13 protein-coding genes and 1 pseudogene are annotated in these 13,976 nt (G+C 63.9%); 3 read left to right on the forward strand and 11 right to left on the reverse strand.

The annotated features are described in order from the left end of the window. Positions 1-180 precede the first annotated feature (180 nt). The 10 genes from IF10I1_RS04085 to chvE form a co-directional block, all read right to left on the reverse strand. Positions 181-504 (reverse strand): type II toxin-antitoxin system PemK/MazF family toxin, encoded by a 324-nt coding sequence (locus IF10I1_RS04085; RefSeq protein WP_186391282.1) that lies wholly within the window; start codon positions 502-504, stop codon positions 181-183. Continuing rightward, a complete protein-coding gene (locus IF10I1_RS04090) occupies positions 501-713 on the reverse strand; it encodes an antitoxin MazE family protein (RefSeq protein WP_186391283.1) in 213 nt (70 codons plus the stop codon). The genes IF10I1_RS04085 and IF10I1_RS04090 overlap by 4 nt, the downstream gene beginning before the upstream one ends. 220 nt (positions 714-933) lie before the next feature. Next, positions 934-1,110, reverse strand: a complete 177-nt coding sequence (locus IF10I1_RS04095) for a hypothetical protein (RefSeq protein WP_186391284.1) — start codon at positions 1,108-1,110, stop codon at positions 934-936. A gap of 204 nt (positions 1,111-1,314) precedes the next feature. After that, entirely contained in the window at positions 1,315-2,820 is a 1,506-nt protein-coding gene (locus tag IF10I1_RS04100) for an aldehyde dehydrogenase (NADP(+)) (RefSeq protein WP_186391285.1), read from the reverse strand. Positions 2,821-2,835: 15 nt separating this feature from the next. Next, positions 2,836-3,753: a Gfo/Idh/MocA family protein gene (locus tag IF10I1_RS04105; protein ID WP_186391286.1), complete on the reverse strand. Its 918-nt coding sequence runs from the start codon at positions 3,751-3,753 to the stop codon at positions 2,836-2,838. Then, the gene (gene araD / locus IF10I1_RS04110; RefSeq protein WP_186391287.1) at positions 3,753-5,495 is read right to left on the reverse strand and encodes an L-arabinonate dehydratase; all 1,743 of its coding nucleotides are present in this window, start codon (positions 5,493-5,495) and stop codon (positions 3,753-3,755) included. The genes IF10I1_RS04105 and araD overlap by 1 nt, the downstream gene beginning before the upstream one ends. A gap of 7 nt (positions 5,496-5,502) precedes the next feature. Then, a complete protein-coding gene (gene araD1, locus IF10I1_RS04115) occupies positions 5,503-6,495 on the reverse strand; it encodes an AraD1 family protein (RefSeq protein ID WP_186391288.1) in 993 nt (330 codons plus the stop codon). Positions 6,496-6,502: 7 nt separating this feature from the next. After that, complete coding sequence (gene mmsB / locus IF10I1_RS04120) at positions 6,503-7,699, reverse strand: multiple monosaccharide ABC transporter permease (RefSeq protein WP_050474814.1); 1,197 nt, start codon at positions 7,697-7,699, stop codon at positions 6,503-6,505. After that, positions 7,699-9,234, reverse strand: coding sequence for a multiple monosaccharide ABC transporter ATP-binding protein (gene mmsA / locus IF10I1_RS04125; protein ID WP_186391289.1), 1,536 nt, complete (start codon positions 9,232-9,234; stop codon positions 7,699-7,701). Before mmsA ends, mmsB begins: the two co-directional genes overlap by 1 nt. A gap of 95 nt (positions 9,235-9,329) precedes the next feature. Beyond that, a complete protein-coding gene (gene chvE / locus IF10I1_RS04130) occupies positions 9,330-10,415 on the reverse strand; it encodes a multiple monosaccharide ABC transporter substrate-binding protein (protein WP_122520712.1) in 1,086 nt (361 codons plus the stop codon). A 157-nt stretch (positions 10,416-10,572) separates the two neighbouring features. Here chvE and IF10I1_RS04135 point away from each other — a divergent pair, with 157 nt between their 5' ends. Further along, the gene (locus IF10I1_RS04135; protein ID WP_186391290.1) at positions 10,573-11,523 is read left to right on the forward strand and encodes a LysR family transcriptional regulator; all 951 of its coding nucleotides are present in this window, start codon (positions 10,573-10,575) and stop codon (positions 11,521-11,523) included. Between the two features lie 125 nt (positions 11,524-11,648). Further along, complete coding sequence (locus tag IF10I1_RS04140; RefSeq protein WP_186391291.1) at positions 11,649-12,002, forward strand: cupin domain-containing protein; 354 nt, start codon at positions 11,649-11,651, stop codon at positions 12,000-12,002. A 305-nt stretch (positions 12,003-12,307) separates the two neighbouring features. Here IF10I1_RS04140 and argE read toward each other — a convergent pair whose 3' ends face one another. Beyond that, complete coding sequence (argE, locus tag IF10I1_RS04145) at positions 12,308-13,459, reverse strand: acetylornithine deacetylase (protein WP_186391292.1); 1,152 nt, start codon at positions 13,457-13,459, stop codon at positions 12,308-12,310. 269 nt (positions 13,460-13,728) lie between these two features. Between argE and IF10I1_RS04150 the strand changes: the two are divergent. Then, positions 13,729-13,974 (forward strand): annotated as a pseudogene (locus IF10I1_RS04150) (aldehyde dehydrogenase family protein); the annotation flags it as partial. Between the last annotated feature and the right edge of the window lie 2 nt (positions 13,975-13,976).

A 13,976-nucleotide genomic window follows, 5' to 3' on the forward strand; every position in this document is an offset into this window, starting at 1 on the left:
ACACCGTGACCGCTCCAGATGGCACGGTGCAAACTTAACTCATTGTACTTACTTGCACTTTCCCAGATCTGGCAAGTCAGGGAATGGATGCCATGGTCAAGCCATGGCATGACGGAGAGCGAGAGGCTAAGGGACCAACGCGCGATCCGCGCCCCTCAACGTCAGCCCCGATCCGTAACCTCAGGCGATGCCCAGAAACAATGCCAGCGAGCGGGTCACTGCAATCATGGTAGCCTCATCCAGCCTTCCGATGACCTGACCTATCCGGTCGCTGCGCACAGTGTGGATTTTGTCCACCATGATCTCTGACCGTTTGCGCAGACCGTTTGTTTCTGATGGCTCGACAGAGAGGCGGAAGATCGGCAAATCACGCAGATCGCTCGTCACCGGCAGCACGGTGACAGATGGCAGCGCCTCAAAGAAATCAGACTGAACGACCACAGCGGGGCGAGGCTTGCCATAATCGCCCTGCAGCGCAACGAGAACGATATCCCCGCGCTTCATTCCCAGCCCTGCGTCTCTGTTGCTTCTTCGATCCAGTCGAGGATTTCCGCTTCAGCCGGATCATCCCGCAAGGCAAGACACTGCCGCCGGATCTCCCCGGCAAAACCGGGCCTGCTGGTGTCCGGCACCCAGACCTGCACTGGCCGCAACCCGGCAGCGCGCAACGCCTCCCGGTGCTTGGCAACACGCGCCTTGACGGATGCACCCATGGCCTACGCTCCAATCCGTTACATGTAACAAACATACTGGATAGGAGAACAGCGATCAAGAGACTCGCGCCGCAGCCTATCCCCACCCTCCTCCTTCGTCATGCCATGACTTGATCATGGCATCCATACCGAGCCCTTTCCAAACGGCACCACGTAATCTTAACTCATTGTACTCACTTACACTTTTCCGACCTGGCAGGTCAGGGGATGGATGCCATGGTCAAGCCATGGCATGACGGAGAAATGAGAGTTTGAGGAAGACCGGCACGCTCTTCCCCGGCGCCATCACCTGCTCCAGAAAGCCAAAATCCGCTGCATGAGGGATGAGCACCAAGCCTGAGAAAAGCGCACCAGCCCCACCATCTTCGTCATGCCATGACTTGATCATGGCATCCACGCCGCACCCTCTCCAAACCACATCACGCAACCTTAACTCATTGTACTAACTTACACTTTCCAGATCCGGCAGGTCACGGGATGGATGCCATGGTCAAGCCATGGCATGACGGAAAACAATGGAAGGCGGGAAGGAGCCGCTTAAACAAAAGCCCCCGGCAATCGCTCGCCGGGGGCTTGGTGTTTCAGAGAACCTCTTGCCGGATCAGCGCAGGTCTGCGGGCAGAAGGGCTTCGGGGAGGTTCTGGTAGCTGACGGGGCGGAGCCAGCGGCGGATGGCCATGGTGCCGACCGAAGTGGCGCCGAAGTTGGTCGAGGCCGGATAGGGGCCGCCGTGAACCATGGCATCGCAGACTTCCACGCCGGTCGGGAAGCCGTTGGCCAGAATGCGGCCTGCCTTGCGCTCCAGCACCGGCATCAGGCTGCTGGCGAGTTCCACGTCGCCATCATCCATCTGCAGGGTCACGGTCAGCTGGCCCTCGAAGCTTTCAGCAATGCGGGCCAGCTCTTCCTTGTCCTTGACGCGCACGGCGATGCCGAGCGGGCCGAAGACTTCATGCGTCAGCGCCGGATTGGCGAGGAGCTGCGCACCGGTCGTCTCGAACAGGTGCGGTGCAGCCTGACGGGCCGGGCAGGTGCCGGTGAGGCGAGCCTTGGCAGCGCCCGTGCTGGCGATCTTTTCAGCGCCAGTGGCAAAGGCCGACGCGATGCCGTCCGTCAGCATGGTCTGCGGTGCGACGTCTTTGAGCGCTGCTTCTGCCGTGGCGATGAAGGCATCTGCCCCGGCCCCGTCCATGACCAGCACGAGGCCGGGGTTGGTGCAGAACTGGCCGACGCCCATGGTCAGGCTTCCGGCCCAGCCCTTGGCAATTGCCTCGCCGCGTGCTGCATGGGCTGCGGGCAGAACGAAGACCGGGTTGACGCTGCCCAGCTCGCCGAAGAAGGGGATCGGCTCGGCGCGCGCGGCACACAGATCAAACAGCGCACGCCCGCCGCCCAGAGACCCGGTGAAGCCGACGGCCTTGATCAGCGGATGGCGCACCAGCGCCTCGCCCAGCTCCCGCGAGGGGCCCTGCACCAGCGAGAACACACCGGCCGGCATGCCGCAGGCCTTGATGGCCGCGTCGATGGCCTGCGCCACCAGCTCGCCCGTGCCAGGATGGGCCGGATGGCCCTTGACCACCACAGGGCAGCCGGCGGCCAGCGCGCTGGCGGTGTCGCCACCCGCCGTGGAGAAGGCCAGCGGGAAGTTGGAAGCGCCGAACACGGCCACCGGGCCGATGGGGCGCTGGATCAGGCGGATTTCCGGGCGCGGCAGCGGAGCGCGGTCCGGCAGGGCCGCGTCCTTGCGCACGTCCAGATATTCGCCCTTGCGGATATGGGCGGCAAACAGGCGCAGCTGGCCGGTGGTGCGGCCACGCTCGCCTTCAAGACGGGCGGTGGGCAGCGCGGTTTCGGCGGCAGCCACTTCGGTGATTTCCGCACCGCGTGCCTCGATTTCCGTGGCGATGCGCTCCAGGAAGACGGCGCGCTCCTCACGCGAGGTTGCGGCATAGGCGGCAAAAGCTGCTTCGGCGGCCTTCACCGCCGCATCCACCTCCGCCGGGCCGCCAGCGGCGAACTGGCGGGGCTCGCCCGTGACGGGCGAGGAGGAAAAGACTTCAGAACCTGCAACCCAGGCTCCGGCGATCAGGTGCTTTCCGGTCAGCATGATCTCTCTCTTTGATTAGAAGTGGAACGGCTCGGTCACAAGCCGCCGTCCAAGGGTCATGGCATCGGACACATGGACCATGGGCGTCAAGTCCACATCCCGTCTCCCGCCACGCACCAAGTCTGCCATATGGGCATAGAGGCGCGGATATTCACGGTCCGGACCTTCAATCCGTTCACCGTCCGAGGTTTCCATCTCCGCCCCGCCCTTGCGCAGCACCAGCGATCCGGCGTCCGTCCCGACCTCGATATCCCAGGTCTGCGGGCCTTCCTGACGCCAGTCAAAGTCCGCCGAGACATTGCCGGAGAACGTCAGACCCGCTGCAATCGGCGTCTGCCGGTTTTCCGGGAAGGTCAGTTCGGCGCTGACGAGATGCACCGGCATGGGCAGGATGGCGGTCAGGATCGACAGGGCATTGATGCCCGGATCGAACACACCCATGCCGCCCGGCTCGAACACCCAGTCCTGACCGGGATGCCACTTGCGCACATCCTCGCGCCAGGTGATGTGCGCGCGGGTAACCTTGCGGGTGGAGAGCCACTGGCGCGCCGGCTCCACCGCATTGGCCATGCGGCTGTGCCAGGTGGCAAACAGCGTCAGCCCCCGTTCAGCCGCCAGAGCTTCCAGCGCATGCACTTCGGCAAGCGTGGCTCCCGGTGGCTTTTCCAGCATCACATGACGGCCGGCCTTCAGCGCCGCTTCCGCATAGGTGAAGCGCGGCACCGGCGGCAGGCACAGGGAAATCACGGAAATGTCCGGCCGCTCCGTCAGCATCTGCGAGAAATCGCGGTAGGACGGCACGCCGTCCACCTGCCCCTGACGGGAAACGGTTGCCTCAAGCCGCCAGTCGGAACTGGTGGCCAGAGCGGGCACATGCTGGTCAACGGCAATCTTGCCGATGCCCACCAGCGCAACGGGAAGGCTTGCGGACATCAGTGCGAGTCCCTGCCCACCGGGGCACCACGGCAGCCCTTGAGGAAGTCAAGATCAGCCCCGGTGTCGGCGCCCGTGACATGCTTGTGGTGCAGCATGGCATAGCCGCTGTCAGGCGGCGTGATGCGCGGCGTCCAGGCGGCAAGGCGGCGGTCCAGCTCGTCCTGCGGAATGTCGAGATGAATGCGGCGGGCTTCCACGTCCAGCTCGATGAAGTCACCATCCTGCACCACGGCCAGAGGGCCGCCGACGGCAGCTTCGGGCGAGGTGTGCAGCAGCACGGTGCCAAAAGCCGTCCCGGACATGCGGGCGTCGGAGATGCGCACCATGTCGGTGATGCCCTTGCGCAGCACCTTCGGCGGCAGGCCCATGTTGCCCACCTCGGCCATGCCGGGATAGCCGCGCGGGCCGCAGTTCTTCAGCACCATCACGCAGGTCTCGTCAATGTCGAGCGCCTCGTCGTTGATCTTGGCCTTGTAGTCGTCGATATCCTCGAAGACCACGGCCCGGCCACGGTGCTTCATCAGCGACGGGGTGGCGGCAGAGGGCTTCAGCACCGCGCCCTTGGGGGCCAGATTGCCGCGCAGAACGACGATGCCGCCCGACTGCGTCAGCGCCTTGTCGGCGGGCAGGATCACGTCCTCGTTGTGGTTCACAACGTCCTTGACCTGATCCCACATGCTTTCGCCCGAAACGGTCAGCGCGTCCTTGTGCAGCAGCCCCGCTTCGCCAAGCCGTTTGATCACCACCGGCAGGCCGCCTGCATAGAAGAATTCTTCCATCAGATACTTGCCGGAGGGCATCAGGTTGACGATCGTCGGGATGTCACGGCCACAGCGGTCCCAGTCGTCCAGCGACAGGTCGATGCCGACACGGCCGGCGATTGCCAGCAGGTGGATCACCGCATTGGTCGAGCCGCCGATGGCCGCATTGGTGCGGATGGCGTTCTCGAAGGCCTGCTTGGTCAACACGTCGGAGGGCTTCAGGTCGTCCTTCACCATCTGCACGATGCGGCGGCCGGTCATCTGCGCCATCACGCGGCGGCGGCTGTCCACTGCCGGAATGGCAGCATTGCCGGACAGGGCCATGCCGAGCGCTTCGGCCATGCTGGCCATGGTGGAAGCCGTGCCCATGGTGTTGCACGAGCCGGGGCTGCGCGACATGGAGGCTTCGGCCTCGGCGAATTCGGCAGCGGTCATCTCGCCAGCCTTCACGGCTTCGGAGAACTTCCACAGATGCGTGCCGGAGCCGACGCGCTCATTACGGTAGTAACCGTTGAGCATCGGCCCGCCGGTGACGACGATCGACGGCAGGTTGGTAGAGGCAGCGGCCATCAGCAGGCTGGGCGTGGTCTTGTCGCAGCCCACCATCAGCACGCAGCCATCCATCGGCTGGCCGCGCATCGCCTCTTCCACCGCCATGGCCGCAAGGTTGCGGAACATCATCGCGGTCGGGCGGAAGGCGCTCTCGCTGGCGGAGAACACCGGCACTTCCACCGGGAAGCCGCCTGCCTCGTAGATGCCGTTCTTCACCCGCTGCGCCAGATCATTGAGATGGGCGTTGCAGGGGGTCAGTTCGGACCATGTGTTGAGGATGCCGATGACCGGACGGCCATCAAACAGATCATGCGGGAAACCCTGGTTCTTCATCCAGCCGCGATGATAGATGGCATCGCGCGACGTGCCGCCGAACCATTCCTGCGAACGGAGCTTGCGGGGCCAGGGAGCGGGTTTGAAGGTCATCTCGGTCTCACAGTGCTTTGACAGTCAGGGCGCCGGTTTCTTTGGGCGCGAAGACCAGGGGATTGGCGAGCGGCAGACCGAAGCCTTCTGCCTCGATCTCGAAAACATCACCTGCCTGCGTGCGCACACCATCGGCGAAGGACAGGGTCGCCGTGCCGAACATGTGCACATGCACATCGCCCGGCTGGCGGAAGAGGCCGTACTTGAAGTGGTGGTGCTCCAGATTGGCGAGCGTATGCGACATGTTGGCTTCGCCCGACAGGAACGGCTTTTCCCACAGCACCTTGCCGTCACGGAGGATGCGGGACGTGCCGCGCACATCGGCTGGCATGTCACCCACCAGGATTTCCGGGCCGAAGGAGGCATGGCGCAGCTTGGAATGGGCAAGCCACAGATAGTTCACCCGCTCGGTCACATGGTCGGAGAATTCATTGGCCACCGCCCAGCCCACACGGCAGGGCGTACCATCGGGGGCGATCACATAGATGCCGGCAAGCTCCGGCTCCTCGCCACCGTCCTCGGCAAAGCCGGGCGCTTCCAGCGGCTCGCCGCTGGCAACGGCGGCAAAGCCGTTGCCCTTGTAGAACCACTCCGGCTGCGCGCCCACAGCGCCGCTTTCCGGGCGGCCGCCTTCCAGACCCATGCGGAACATCTTCATGGAATCGGTCAGCGTCTCGGCGCCTTCGAGCTTCGCGTGCATGGCATCGCGGGCCGAAGCCGAACCCAGATGGGTGAGGCCCGTGCCGGTCAGGTGCAGATGCGCCGGGTCCGGATGGGTGATCGGCAGCATCAGGCGGCCTTCGACGGCGGCTTGCGCCAGATCGACGGCCTCGCCAAGGCCGCGCTCTTCGATGACTGCCTTGAGGCCGCGTCCGCTGGAAGCCGCCGCCATGGCCAGTTCATAGGTGCTGGCCGTGCCGCGCAGGATTGCGGCCTTGTCTCCATCACGAACCACGACGGAGATGGAGCCATCCGGATTGCGGAGCTGGGAAATCAGCATGAAAGCCTCACTTGTTCTTGCTGTAGACGTCGAAGATGACGGCGGCGAGGAGGACGAGGCCGATGATCATCTGCTGATAGTCGATGCCGATGCTCATGATCGACATGCCCATGTTCATCACGCCCATGAAGAGCGCGCCGATGACCACGCCCATGATCTTGCCGGAGCCGCCCGTCATGGAGGCGCCGCCGATGAAGACCGAGGCGATCGCCACCAGCTCGAAGCCCGTGCCTGCCTTGGGCGTTGCCGAATTGAGGCGGGCCGTCACCATCATGCCGGCGAGGGCCGCCAGTACACCCATGTTGACGAAGCAGAAAAACACCAGCCGCTCTGTCTTGATGCCGGAGAGCTTGGCGGCCTTCTCGTTGCCGCCCACCGCATAGATGCGCCGGCCGAGGGATGTGTTTTCCGTCAGGAAGGCGTAGAGCACGGTGAGCAGCGTCACCACCACCAGCACATTCGGCAGCCCCCGGAACGAGGAGAGCTGATAGCCGACGAAAGCCAGCGCCAGCGCGATCAGCACATTGCGGCCCACGAAGAAGGCCATCGGCTCCTGCACCACACTGAACTGCTTCTCGCGTGCCCGGCCCCGCAGGCCGAAGAGGAACACAGCCAGAATGGCAACGGCAATGATCAGCAGCGTCAGCCCATGCGGACGGCCGATGCCCAGGAGATCCGGGATGAAGCCATTGGACATGGCCTGGAATTCCCGCGGGAAGGGACCGATGTTCTGTCCGCCCAGCATCCACATGGTGGCACCGCGGAACACCATCATCCCGGCCAGCGTCACGATGAAGGAGGGAATGCGCCAGAAGGCGATCCAGTAGCCCTGCATGGCGCCGATGATGCCGCCGACGATCAGCGTCAGCGGAATGACCACGTAATAGGGCAGCCCCTGCTGCACCGTCAGCCAGGCCGCGATGGCACCGGTGAAAGCTGCGACCGAGCCGACCGACAGGTCGATGTGTCCGGCAACGATGACCAGCAGCATGCCCAGCGCCAGAACGATGATATGCCCGTTCTGCAGGAACACGTTGGTGATGATCTGCGGCTGCAGGAAGTTGACCGGCTGATCCCGGAGCTGCAGCACGATGGTGAAGAAGGCAACGATGGCAACCAGCGCCATCAGCATACCGTTTTCCCTGAGATGTCCGCCCAGAAGCGTGCTCAGATCCTTGCGTTCAGATGCCGTTTGCCCCGCCATCACGCCACCTTTTCCTTGTTCACTGTCTTGAGGATCATGGCCATGATCCGCTCCTGGCTGGCTTCCGCCTTGCCGAGCTCGCCGACGATCCGTCCCTCGTTCATCACATAAATGCGGTCGCACATGCCCAGAAGTTCCGGCATCTCCGACGAGATCATGACGACCCCGCGTCCTTGCGCGACCAGTTCGTTCATGATCGTGTAGATTTCAAACTTGGCGCCCACGTCGATGCCGCGTGTCGGCTCATCCAGGATGAGCACCTGCGGATCGGTGAAGAGCCACTTCGACAGCACCACCTTCTGCTGGTTTCCGCCCGAAAGATTCACCGCCTTCTGGTGTACGCCCGGCGTGCGGATGGACATGGCGCGGCGGTATTCTTCCGCGACCTTCTTCTCGCGGTGCTTGTCCAGAACGCCCTTGGTGGCAATGCCTGCCAGATTGGCGAGGCTGATGTTGCGCACGATCGGCTCGTCCAGGATCAGCCCAAGTTCCTTGCGGTCTTCCGTGACATAGGCGAGCCCCGCGTCCACGGCCTTCGACACGGTCGAGGTATCCACCTCCTTGCCGCGCATGCGGACAGAGCCGGAGATGTTGCGGCCATAGGCCTTGCCGAAGATGCTCATCGCCAGTTCCGTGCGGCCCGAGCCCATCAGACCGGCAATGCCGACGATCTCGCCCTGACGGACGGTGAAGGCGGCATCCGAAATGACCTGACGCTCGCGCACTTCCGGGTGCCAGACGTTCCAGCCCGACACTTCCATCAGCATCTCGCCGGGCTTGTGCTCCCGGTCCGGATAGCGGTGCGCCATGTCGCGGCCCACCATGTCGCGGATGATCCGCTCTTCCGTGATATCCGCCCGGTCGATCGTGGACACCGTGGTGCCGTCGCGCAGGATGGTGATGCGGTCGGCAACGCGGGAAATCTCGTTGAGTTTGTGCGAGATCAGGATGGAGGTCACCCCTTGCGCCTTCAACTCCAGCATCAGGTCGAGCAGCTTCTGGCTGTCGTTTTCCTGCAATGCCGCCGTCGGCTCATCCAGGATGAGCAGCCGCACGTCCTTGGCCAGTGCCTTGGCGATTTCGACGAGCTGCTGCTTGCCAACACCCAGCTTCTCCACCTTGGTGGCCGGAGATTCGCTGAGGCCCACCTTCTTCAGATATTCAGCCGTGCGCGAGAAGGTCTGCGGCCAGTTGATCACGCCGTTGGTGGCGACCTCGTTGCCGAGAAACAGGTTCTCGGCGATGGACAGGAGCGGCACCAGCGCCAGTTCCTGGTGAATGATAATGATGCCCTTGGCTTCGCTGTCCTTGATGGAGCGCATCTGCAGCGTTTCGCCGGCATAGATGATATCGCCCTCATAGGAGCCGTAGCCATAGACGCCGGACAGCACCTTCATCAAAGTGCTCTTGCCCGCGCCGTTTTCGCCGCATATGGCGTGAATTTCGCCCTCTTCCACGGTCAGATTCACCCGGTCAAGCGCCTTGACGCCGGGGAAGACCTTGGAGATGCCGCGCATTTCCAGAAGGGTTGCCATCGAACCTCTCAGAGGAGCCTTGCAGGGGGAACCTTGCAGGATGCAGGAGGCCCGCCCCGGTCTCAGCGGAGCGGGCCCTGCATGCGGATGTCAGATCACTTCAGCTGATCGGCGGTGTAGTAGCCGGAGCCGACGAGGATCTCTTCATAGTTGCTGGCATCGACCGAGACCGGCTCGAGCAGGTAGGACGGCACCACCTTGACGCCATTGTCGTAGGTCGTGGTGTCGTTGATTTCCGGCTCGGAACCGCCCAGCAGGGCTTCGGCCATGCCAACGGTGACACGGGCCAGTTCGCGGGTGTCCTTGAACACCGTGGAATACTGCTCACCGGCAATCATCGACTTCACCGAGGGAACCTCAGCGTCCTGACCGGTAACGATCGGCATCTTCAGGTCGCCGGAACCGTAGCCCACGCCCTTGAGCGAGGACAGGATGCCGATGGACAAGCCGTCATAGGGAGACAGCACGCCGTTCACCTGACGGCTGCCATAGTTGGCGGAGAGCAGGTTATCCATGCGGGCCTGAGCCACGGCACCATCCCAGCGCAGGGTGCCGACAACATCCATGCCCATCTGGCCGGACGGAACGGCAACTTCACCGGAATCGATCAGCGGCTGCAGAACCGACATGGCGCCGTTGTAGAAGAAGTAGGCGTTGTTATCGTCCGGCGAGCCGCCGAACAGTTCCACGTTCCACGGCTTTGCATCCGGGAAACGCTCCTTCAGGCCCTTCACCAGGCTTTCCGCCTGCTGCACGCCCACCTTGAAGTTGTCGAAGGTGGCGTAATAGTCGACGTTGCCGCTGTCGCGGATCAGGCGGTCATAGGCGATCACCTTGATGCCGGCCGCATTGGCGTTCTCCAGCGCGTTCGACAGGGTGGTGCCGTCGATGGCGGCAATCACGAGCACATTCACACCCTTGGTGATCATGTTCTCGATCTGCGCCAGCTGGTTCGGGATGTCATCCTCGGCATACTGAAGATCGGTGCGGAAACCGGCCTTCTGGAACTGCTCAACCATCGAGTTGCCGTCGGAAATCCAGCGGGCGGACGACTTGGTCGGCATGGAAATACCAATGGACCCCTTGTCCTGTGCGAAGACGCTGGACGTCATCATGGCCGGAGCAGCAAGCAGGGTGCCGGCAAGGGTCAGCGCCATGAAGGCGCGTTTCGTCAGTTTCATATCAGTTTCCTCCCCCGCCCTAAGCGCATAGGGCGTCAAATGGTCTTTGGCCCCGCCGCTTCTCCGCAGCTTGGGGTCCATTCACCGCGGGAAGGCTTGCACCGGCCAAACATAACTGTCAAATTCGATTATATCCATCAAACATAGCAAATCAGATATGAATGACTCCTTCCGCACCAGCAGCCTGCACCAGCGCGGCCTGAAACTCTCACATCTTCGGCTGATGGCCACTTTGGGCGAGCGGCCGCAGGTCAGCGTCGCCGCAACACTTCTGGGGATGACGCAGCCCGCCGCCTCCCGGCTGCTTGCGGACGTGGAGCGCATTATCGGCCAGCCGGTGCACCAGCGCGAGGGGCGCGGCCTCTCGCTGACCAGCAGCGGACAGGCGCTGGCCCGCCGTGCCGCCCGCATCCTGCAGGAGCTGGATGATGCGGGCCGGGAGATCGAGGAACTGGCCGAAGGCAGCAAGGGCGAGGTGCGCATCGGCTCGGTGACGGCCCCGTCCATCGAGCACGTGCTGCCGGCCGTCCAGAGGGCCCGGGAGCTCAATCCGGGCCTGCTGATCGAAGTGATCGTCGATACGTCCGACAATCTGTGCAAGGCGCTGATGGCCGGCCGGATCGACTTTGCCGTGGGGCGCCTCGTCGGCATCAGCGATCCCACGCTGGTGGAGATGGAGGTGATGGAGCCGGAACCTGTCAGCCTGATGGTCCGCCATGACCATCCGCTTCTGCAGTCGGGCAATGCGGCCCTCGAAGACATCATCCGGCATGACTGGGTGATGCCAAGCCCCGACAGCGTGCTGGGCCGCGCCGTCATCCGCCGCCTGAGCAGCCTTGGGCTTCCCCCGCCGCGCCAACAGCTCTCCACCGCGTCCTTCCTGCTGACGCTCGCCATCATCCGCGGCAGCGATTCCATCGCGCCTGTCGCCAAGGCCGTCGCCGACGCCTTTGCGCAGGACGAAGGCACCGTCTACGGCGTGCTGCCTGTGGAACTGGGCATAGAGGTGGAACCCTATGGCCTCATCCGCCGCAGCGGCAGCACGCTGACGCCCGCCGCCAGCAAGATCGCCGGACTCATCCTCGAAGGCAGCCGGGTGAAGATCTGACCGCAGGATCTTGGGCGAAGAGGGGGTAATACGGCAGAATTTCCTGCCGTCCGGCAGCGGACGGCAGATCCCGCGTGCGGCGGGCGGGTCTAATGGCAGCGATCCTTCCCCCTCAGGAGCCTGTCATGAGCCTCATCAAAACCATCGACCACAACCCCACCTTCGAGCCCACCCACGCCCTGCCCGCCCCCGAGCGGCTGATTTCCGGCAGTCCGGAATTCTCCACCTGGGCCATGGACGAGTCGCGCGACGGCAAGATCAAGTCCGGCATCTGGCAGGCCACCCCCGGCCTCACCCATTCGATCAAGGGCGAGACCTTCGAATTCTGCCACATCCTGGAAGGCGTCGTCGAAATCACCGAAAACGGCAAGGAGCCCATCACCTACCGTGCCGGTGACAGCTTCGTCATGAAACCCGGCTTCACCGGCACCTGGCGCACCATCGAAACCGTGCGCAAGATCTACGTGGTTTGTTACTAAGTGATAGTGCGGCTGACGGTTCGCGAACTGTCAGCTGCATTCTACGGGCTGGTTGCCCTGTGCACACACGGCACTCTGCGCAAACAGCAACCCACCGCGCCGTCCCGGCCTCGTGCCGTCCCCCATGGCCGTACCACCTCCCGATCGTCATCCCGGACGCAGCGAAGCGAAGATCCGGGACCGGTGAGTCAAGGTCCATCGGCTAACGCTCTTGCTGGCAACCAAATGACACCCCGGCTCTCCGGTCCCGGATCGCGCGGAGGCGCGTCCGGGATGACGATGGAGAGGCAGGGCTTCCAGTGCCCCTATCCCGCCAGTTCCCCCGCCAGCCGTTCCAGCATGGCCATGCAGGCGGCGAGTTCTTCGCGCAGGATATATTCATCGGGCCGGTGGGCGCGGGTGATGGAACCGGGGCCGCAGATGATTGACGGCACGCCTGCGGCCTGAAACAGCCCGGCTTCCGTGCCATAACTGACCGACTGGATCGCTGCGCCGTCCGACAGCCGCTCCATCAGCGTGATGAAGCCAGCATCCGGCGTCGGGGCCAGCGCGGGATAGCTCGCCAGTTCCTGCCAGCTCGCCGACAGCGCCCGCCCTTCCGCCTGTGCCTGCGCCATCAGCGCATCGAGCTTTGCCAGCACCTTGGCGCTCACGTCCTGCGGCGCGGCACCGGGCACGGAGCGCACCTCGAAAGCCAAACGGCACAGATCGGGAATGATGTTGACGGCGCTGCCGCCGGACACAATCCCCGCCACCACCGTTGAGGAGGGCGGCGAGAAGCGTGCATCAAACGGGCCTTCTGCCTCCATCTTCGCCGAGAGATCGCGGATGAACAGCAGCAGTTCCGCCGCCGGATAAAGCGCATTCTCCCCCAGCGCGGGCTGGGAGCTGTGCGCCGCCTTGCCGGTAAAGGTGATTTCCACCGCCTGTTTGCCCTTGTGAGAGAGCACGGGCCGCATGTCCGAGGGCTCGCCGACGATGCAGCCCGCCGGCGGAGCGCACAGCTCCGGCAGTTCCGCAATCATGTGCGGCACGCCCCGGCAGCCGATTTCCTCATCATAGGAAAAGGCGATATGCACCGGCCGCTTCAGGCTTGCTGCCTTGAACTGGGGCACCGCCGCCAGCACGCAGGCGAGAAAGCCCTTCATGTCGGTCGCCCCGCGCCCCGTCAGGCGCCCGCCAAGGTCCGTCAGGCGGAAGGGATCAGCCGTCCACACCTGCCCCTCCACCGGCACCACATCCATATGGCCGGAGAGCACATAGCCCGGCACATCCTTCGGCCCGATGGTGGCAAAGAGGTTCACCCGGTCGCCCTCCGGCCCCGGCAGCACGGCACAGTCCACGCCATGGCCCGCCAGATAGCTGCGTACATAATCCGCAATCGTGCCATTGGCCGCCCCGGGCAGCACGTTGAAGCCAACCAGATCCGCCAGCAGTGCTTCCGCCGAATGCGCCATTCCCATTTTCTCCAGTCAGTCCACAAAGTCTCTGCCTGCCATCATCCGCGCTTTGCCGCGCAGTTCCTGCCGAAGAGACATGCCGCAGCAGGATATCCTGCGGCAGGCTGGCCTCCTGCTTGCGGATGGACTTTACCAGCCCCTCGGCCCCGCCGCACAGAATTGCGCCGAAGGGCTCCCGAACAGCGCAATCGGCCGCGCGCTGCAAACATATGGCGCATGGTTGTGCCGCCTGAGGCCTAGGATCGCTCCAGATTTACCGGAGCCTTGCAGTGTCCCTGTCCTTTCACCCCATCTATGGCCTTGCAGCCGGGGTCTATACCCGCGATGTTTCGCGGGCGCTGAAAAGCCTCAGGCACATCGAGGCCGGCGCCACCCGGATCAACCGCAATGGCCGGTCGCGCGTTTCCATCCTGCTGGCGGGGGTCTCCAAGTCCTCCGGCACCCGCAAGGATCCGGGCCGCGACGCCTACAACGCCAACCGCCGCTCCAAGAGCGTGCTCATCGACCTGTGAGA

This window comes from Pannonibacter sp. I15F10I1 (assembly GCF_900185665.1).
Taxonomy (GTDB): domain Bacteria; phylum Pseudomonadota; class Alphaproteobacteria; order Rhizobiales; family Stappiaceae; genus Pannonibacter; species Pannonibacter indicus.

Bases quoted from the DNA above. Each gene is read 5' to 3' on its own strand.
- IF10I1_RS04105 (WP_186391286.1), bottom strand. From the start codon at position 3,753: ATGTCCGCAAGCCTTCCCGTTGCGCTGGTGGGCATCGGCAAGATTGCC.
- IF10I1_RS04100 (WP_186391285.1), bottom strand. From the start codon at position 2,820: ATGCTGACCGGAAAGCACCTGATCGCCGGAGCCTGGGTTGCAGGTTCT.
- chvE (WP_122520712.1), bottom strand. From the start codon at position 10,415: ATGAAACTGACGAAACGCGCCTTCATGGCGCTGACCCTTGCCGGCACC.
- IF10I1_RS04085 (WP_186391282.1), bottom strand. From the start codon at position 504: ATGAAGCGCGGGGATATCGTTCTCGTTGCGCTGCAGGGCGATTATGGC.
- araD1 (WP_186391288.1), bottom strand. From the start codon at position 6,495: ATGCTGATTTCCCAGCTCCGCAATCCGGATGGCTCCATCTCCGTCGTG.
- IF10I1_RS04140 (WP_186391291.1), top strand. From the start codon at position 11,649: ATGAGCCTCATCAAAACCATCGACCACAACCCCACCTTCGAGCCCACC.
- argE (WP_186391292.1), bottom strand. From the start codon at position 13,459: ATGGCGCATTCGGCGGAAGCACTGCTGGCGGATCTGGTTGGCTTCAAC.
- mmsA (WP_186391289.1), bottom strand. From the start codon at position 9,234: ATGGCAACCCTTCTGGAAATGCGCGGCATCTCCAAGGTCTTCCCCGGC.
- araD (WP_186391287.1), bottom strand. From the start codon at position 5,495: ATGACCTTCAAACCCGCTCCCTGGCCCCGCAAGCTCCGTTCGCAGGAA.
- IF10I1_RS04135 (WP_186391290.1), top strand. From the start codon at position 10,573: ATGAATGACTCCTTCCGCACCAGCAGCCTGCACCAGCGCGGCCTGAAA.
- mmsB (WP_050474814.1), bottom strand. From the start codon at position 7,699: ATGGCGGGGCAAACGGCATCTGAACGCAAGGATCTGAGCACGCTTCTG.
- IF10I1_RS04090 (WP_186391283.1), bottom strand. From the start codon at position 713: ATGGGTGCATCCGTCAAGGCGCGTGTTGCCAAGCACCGGGAGGCGTTG.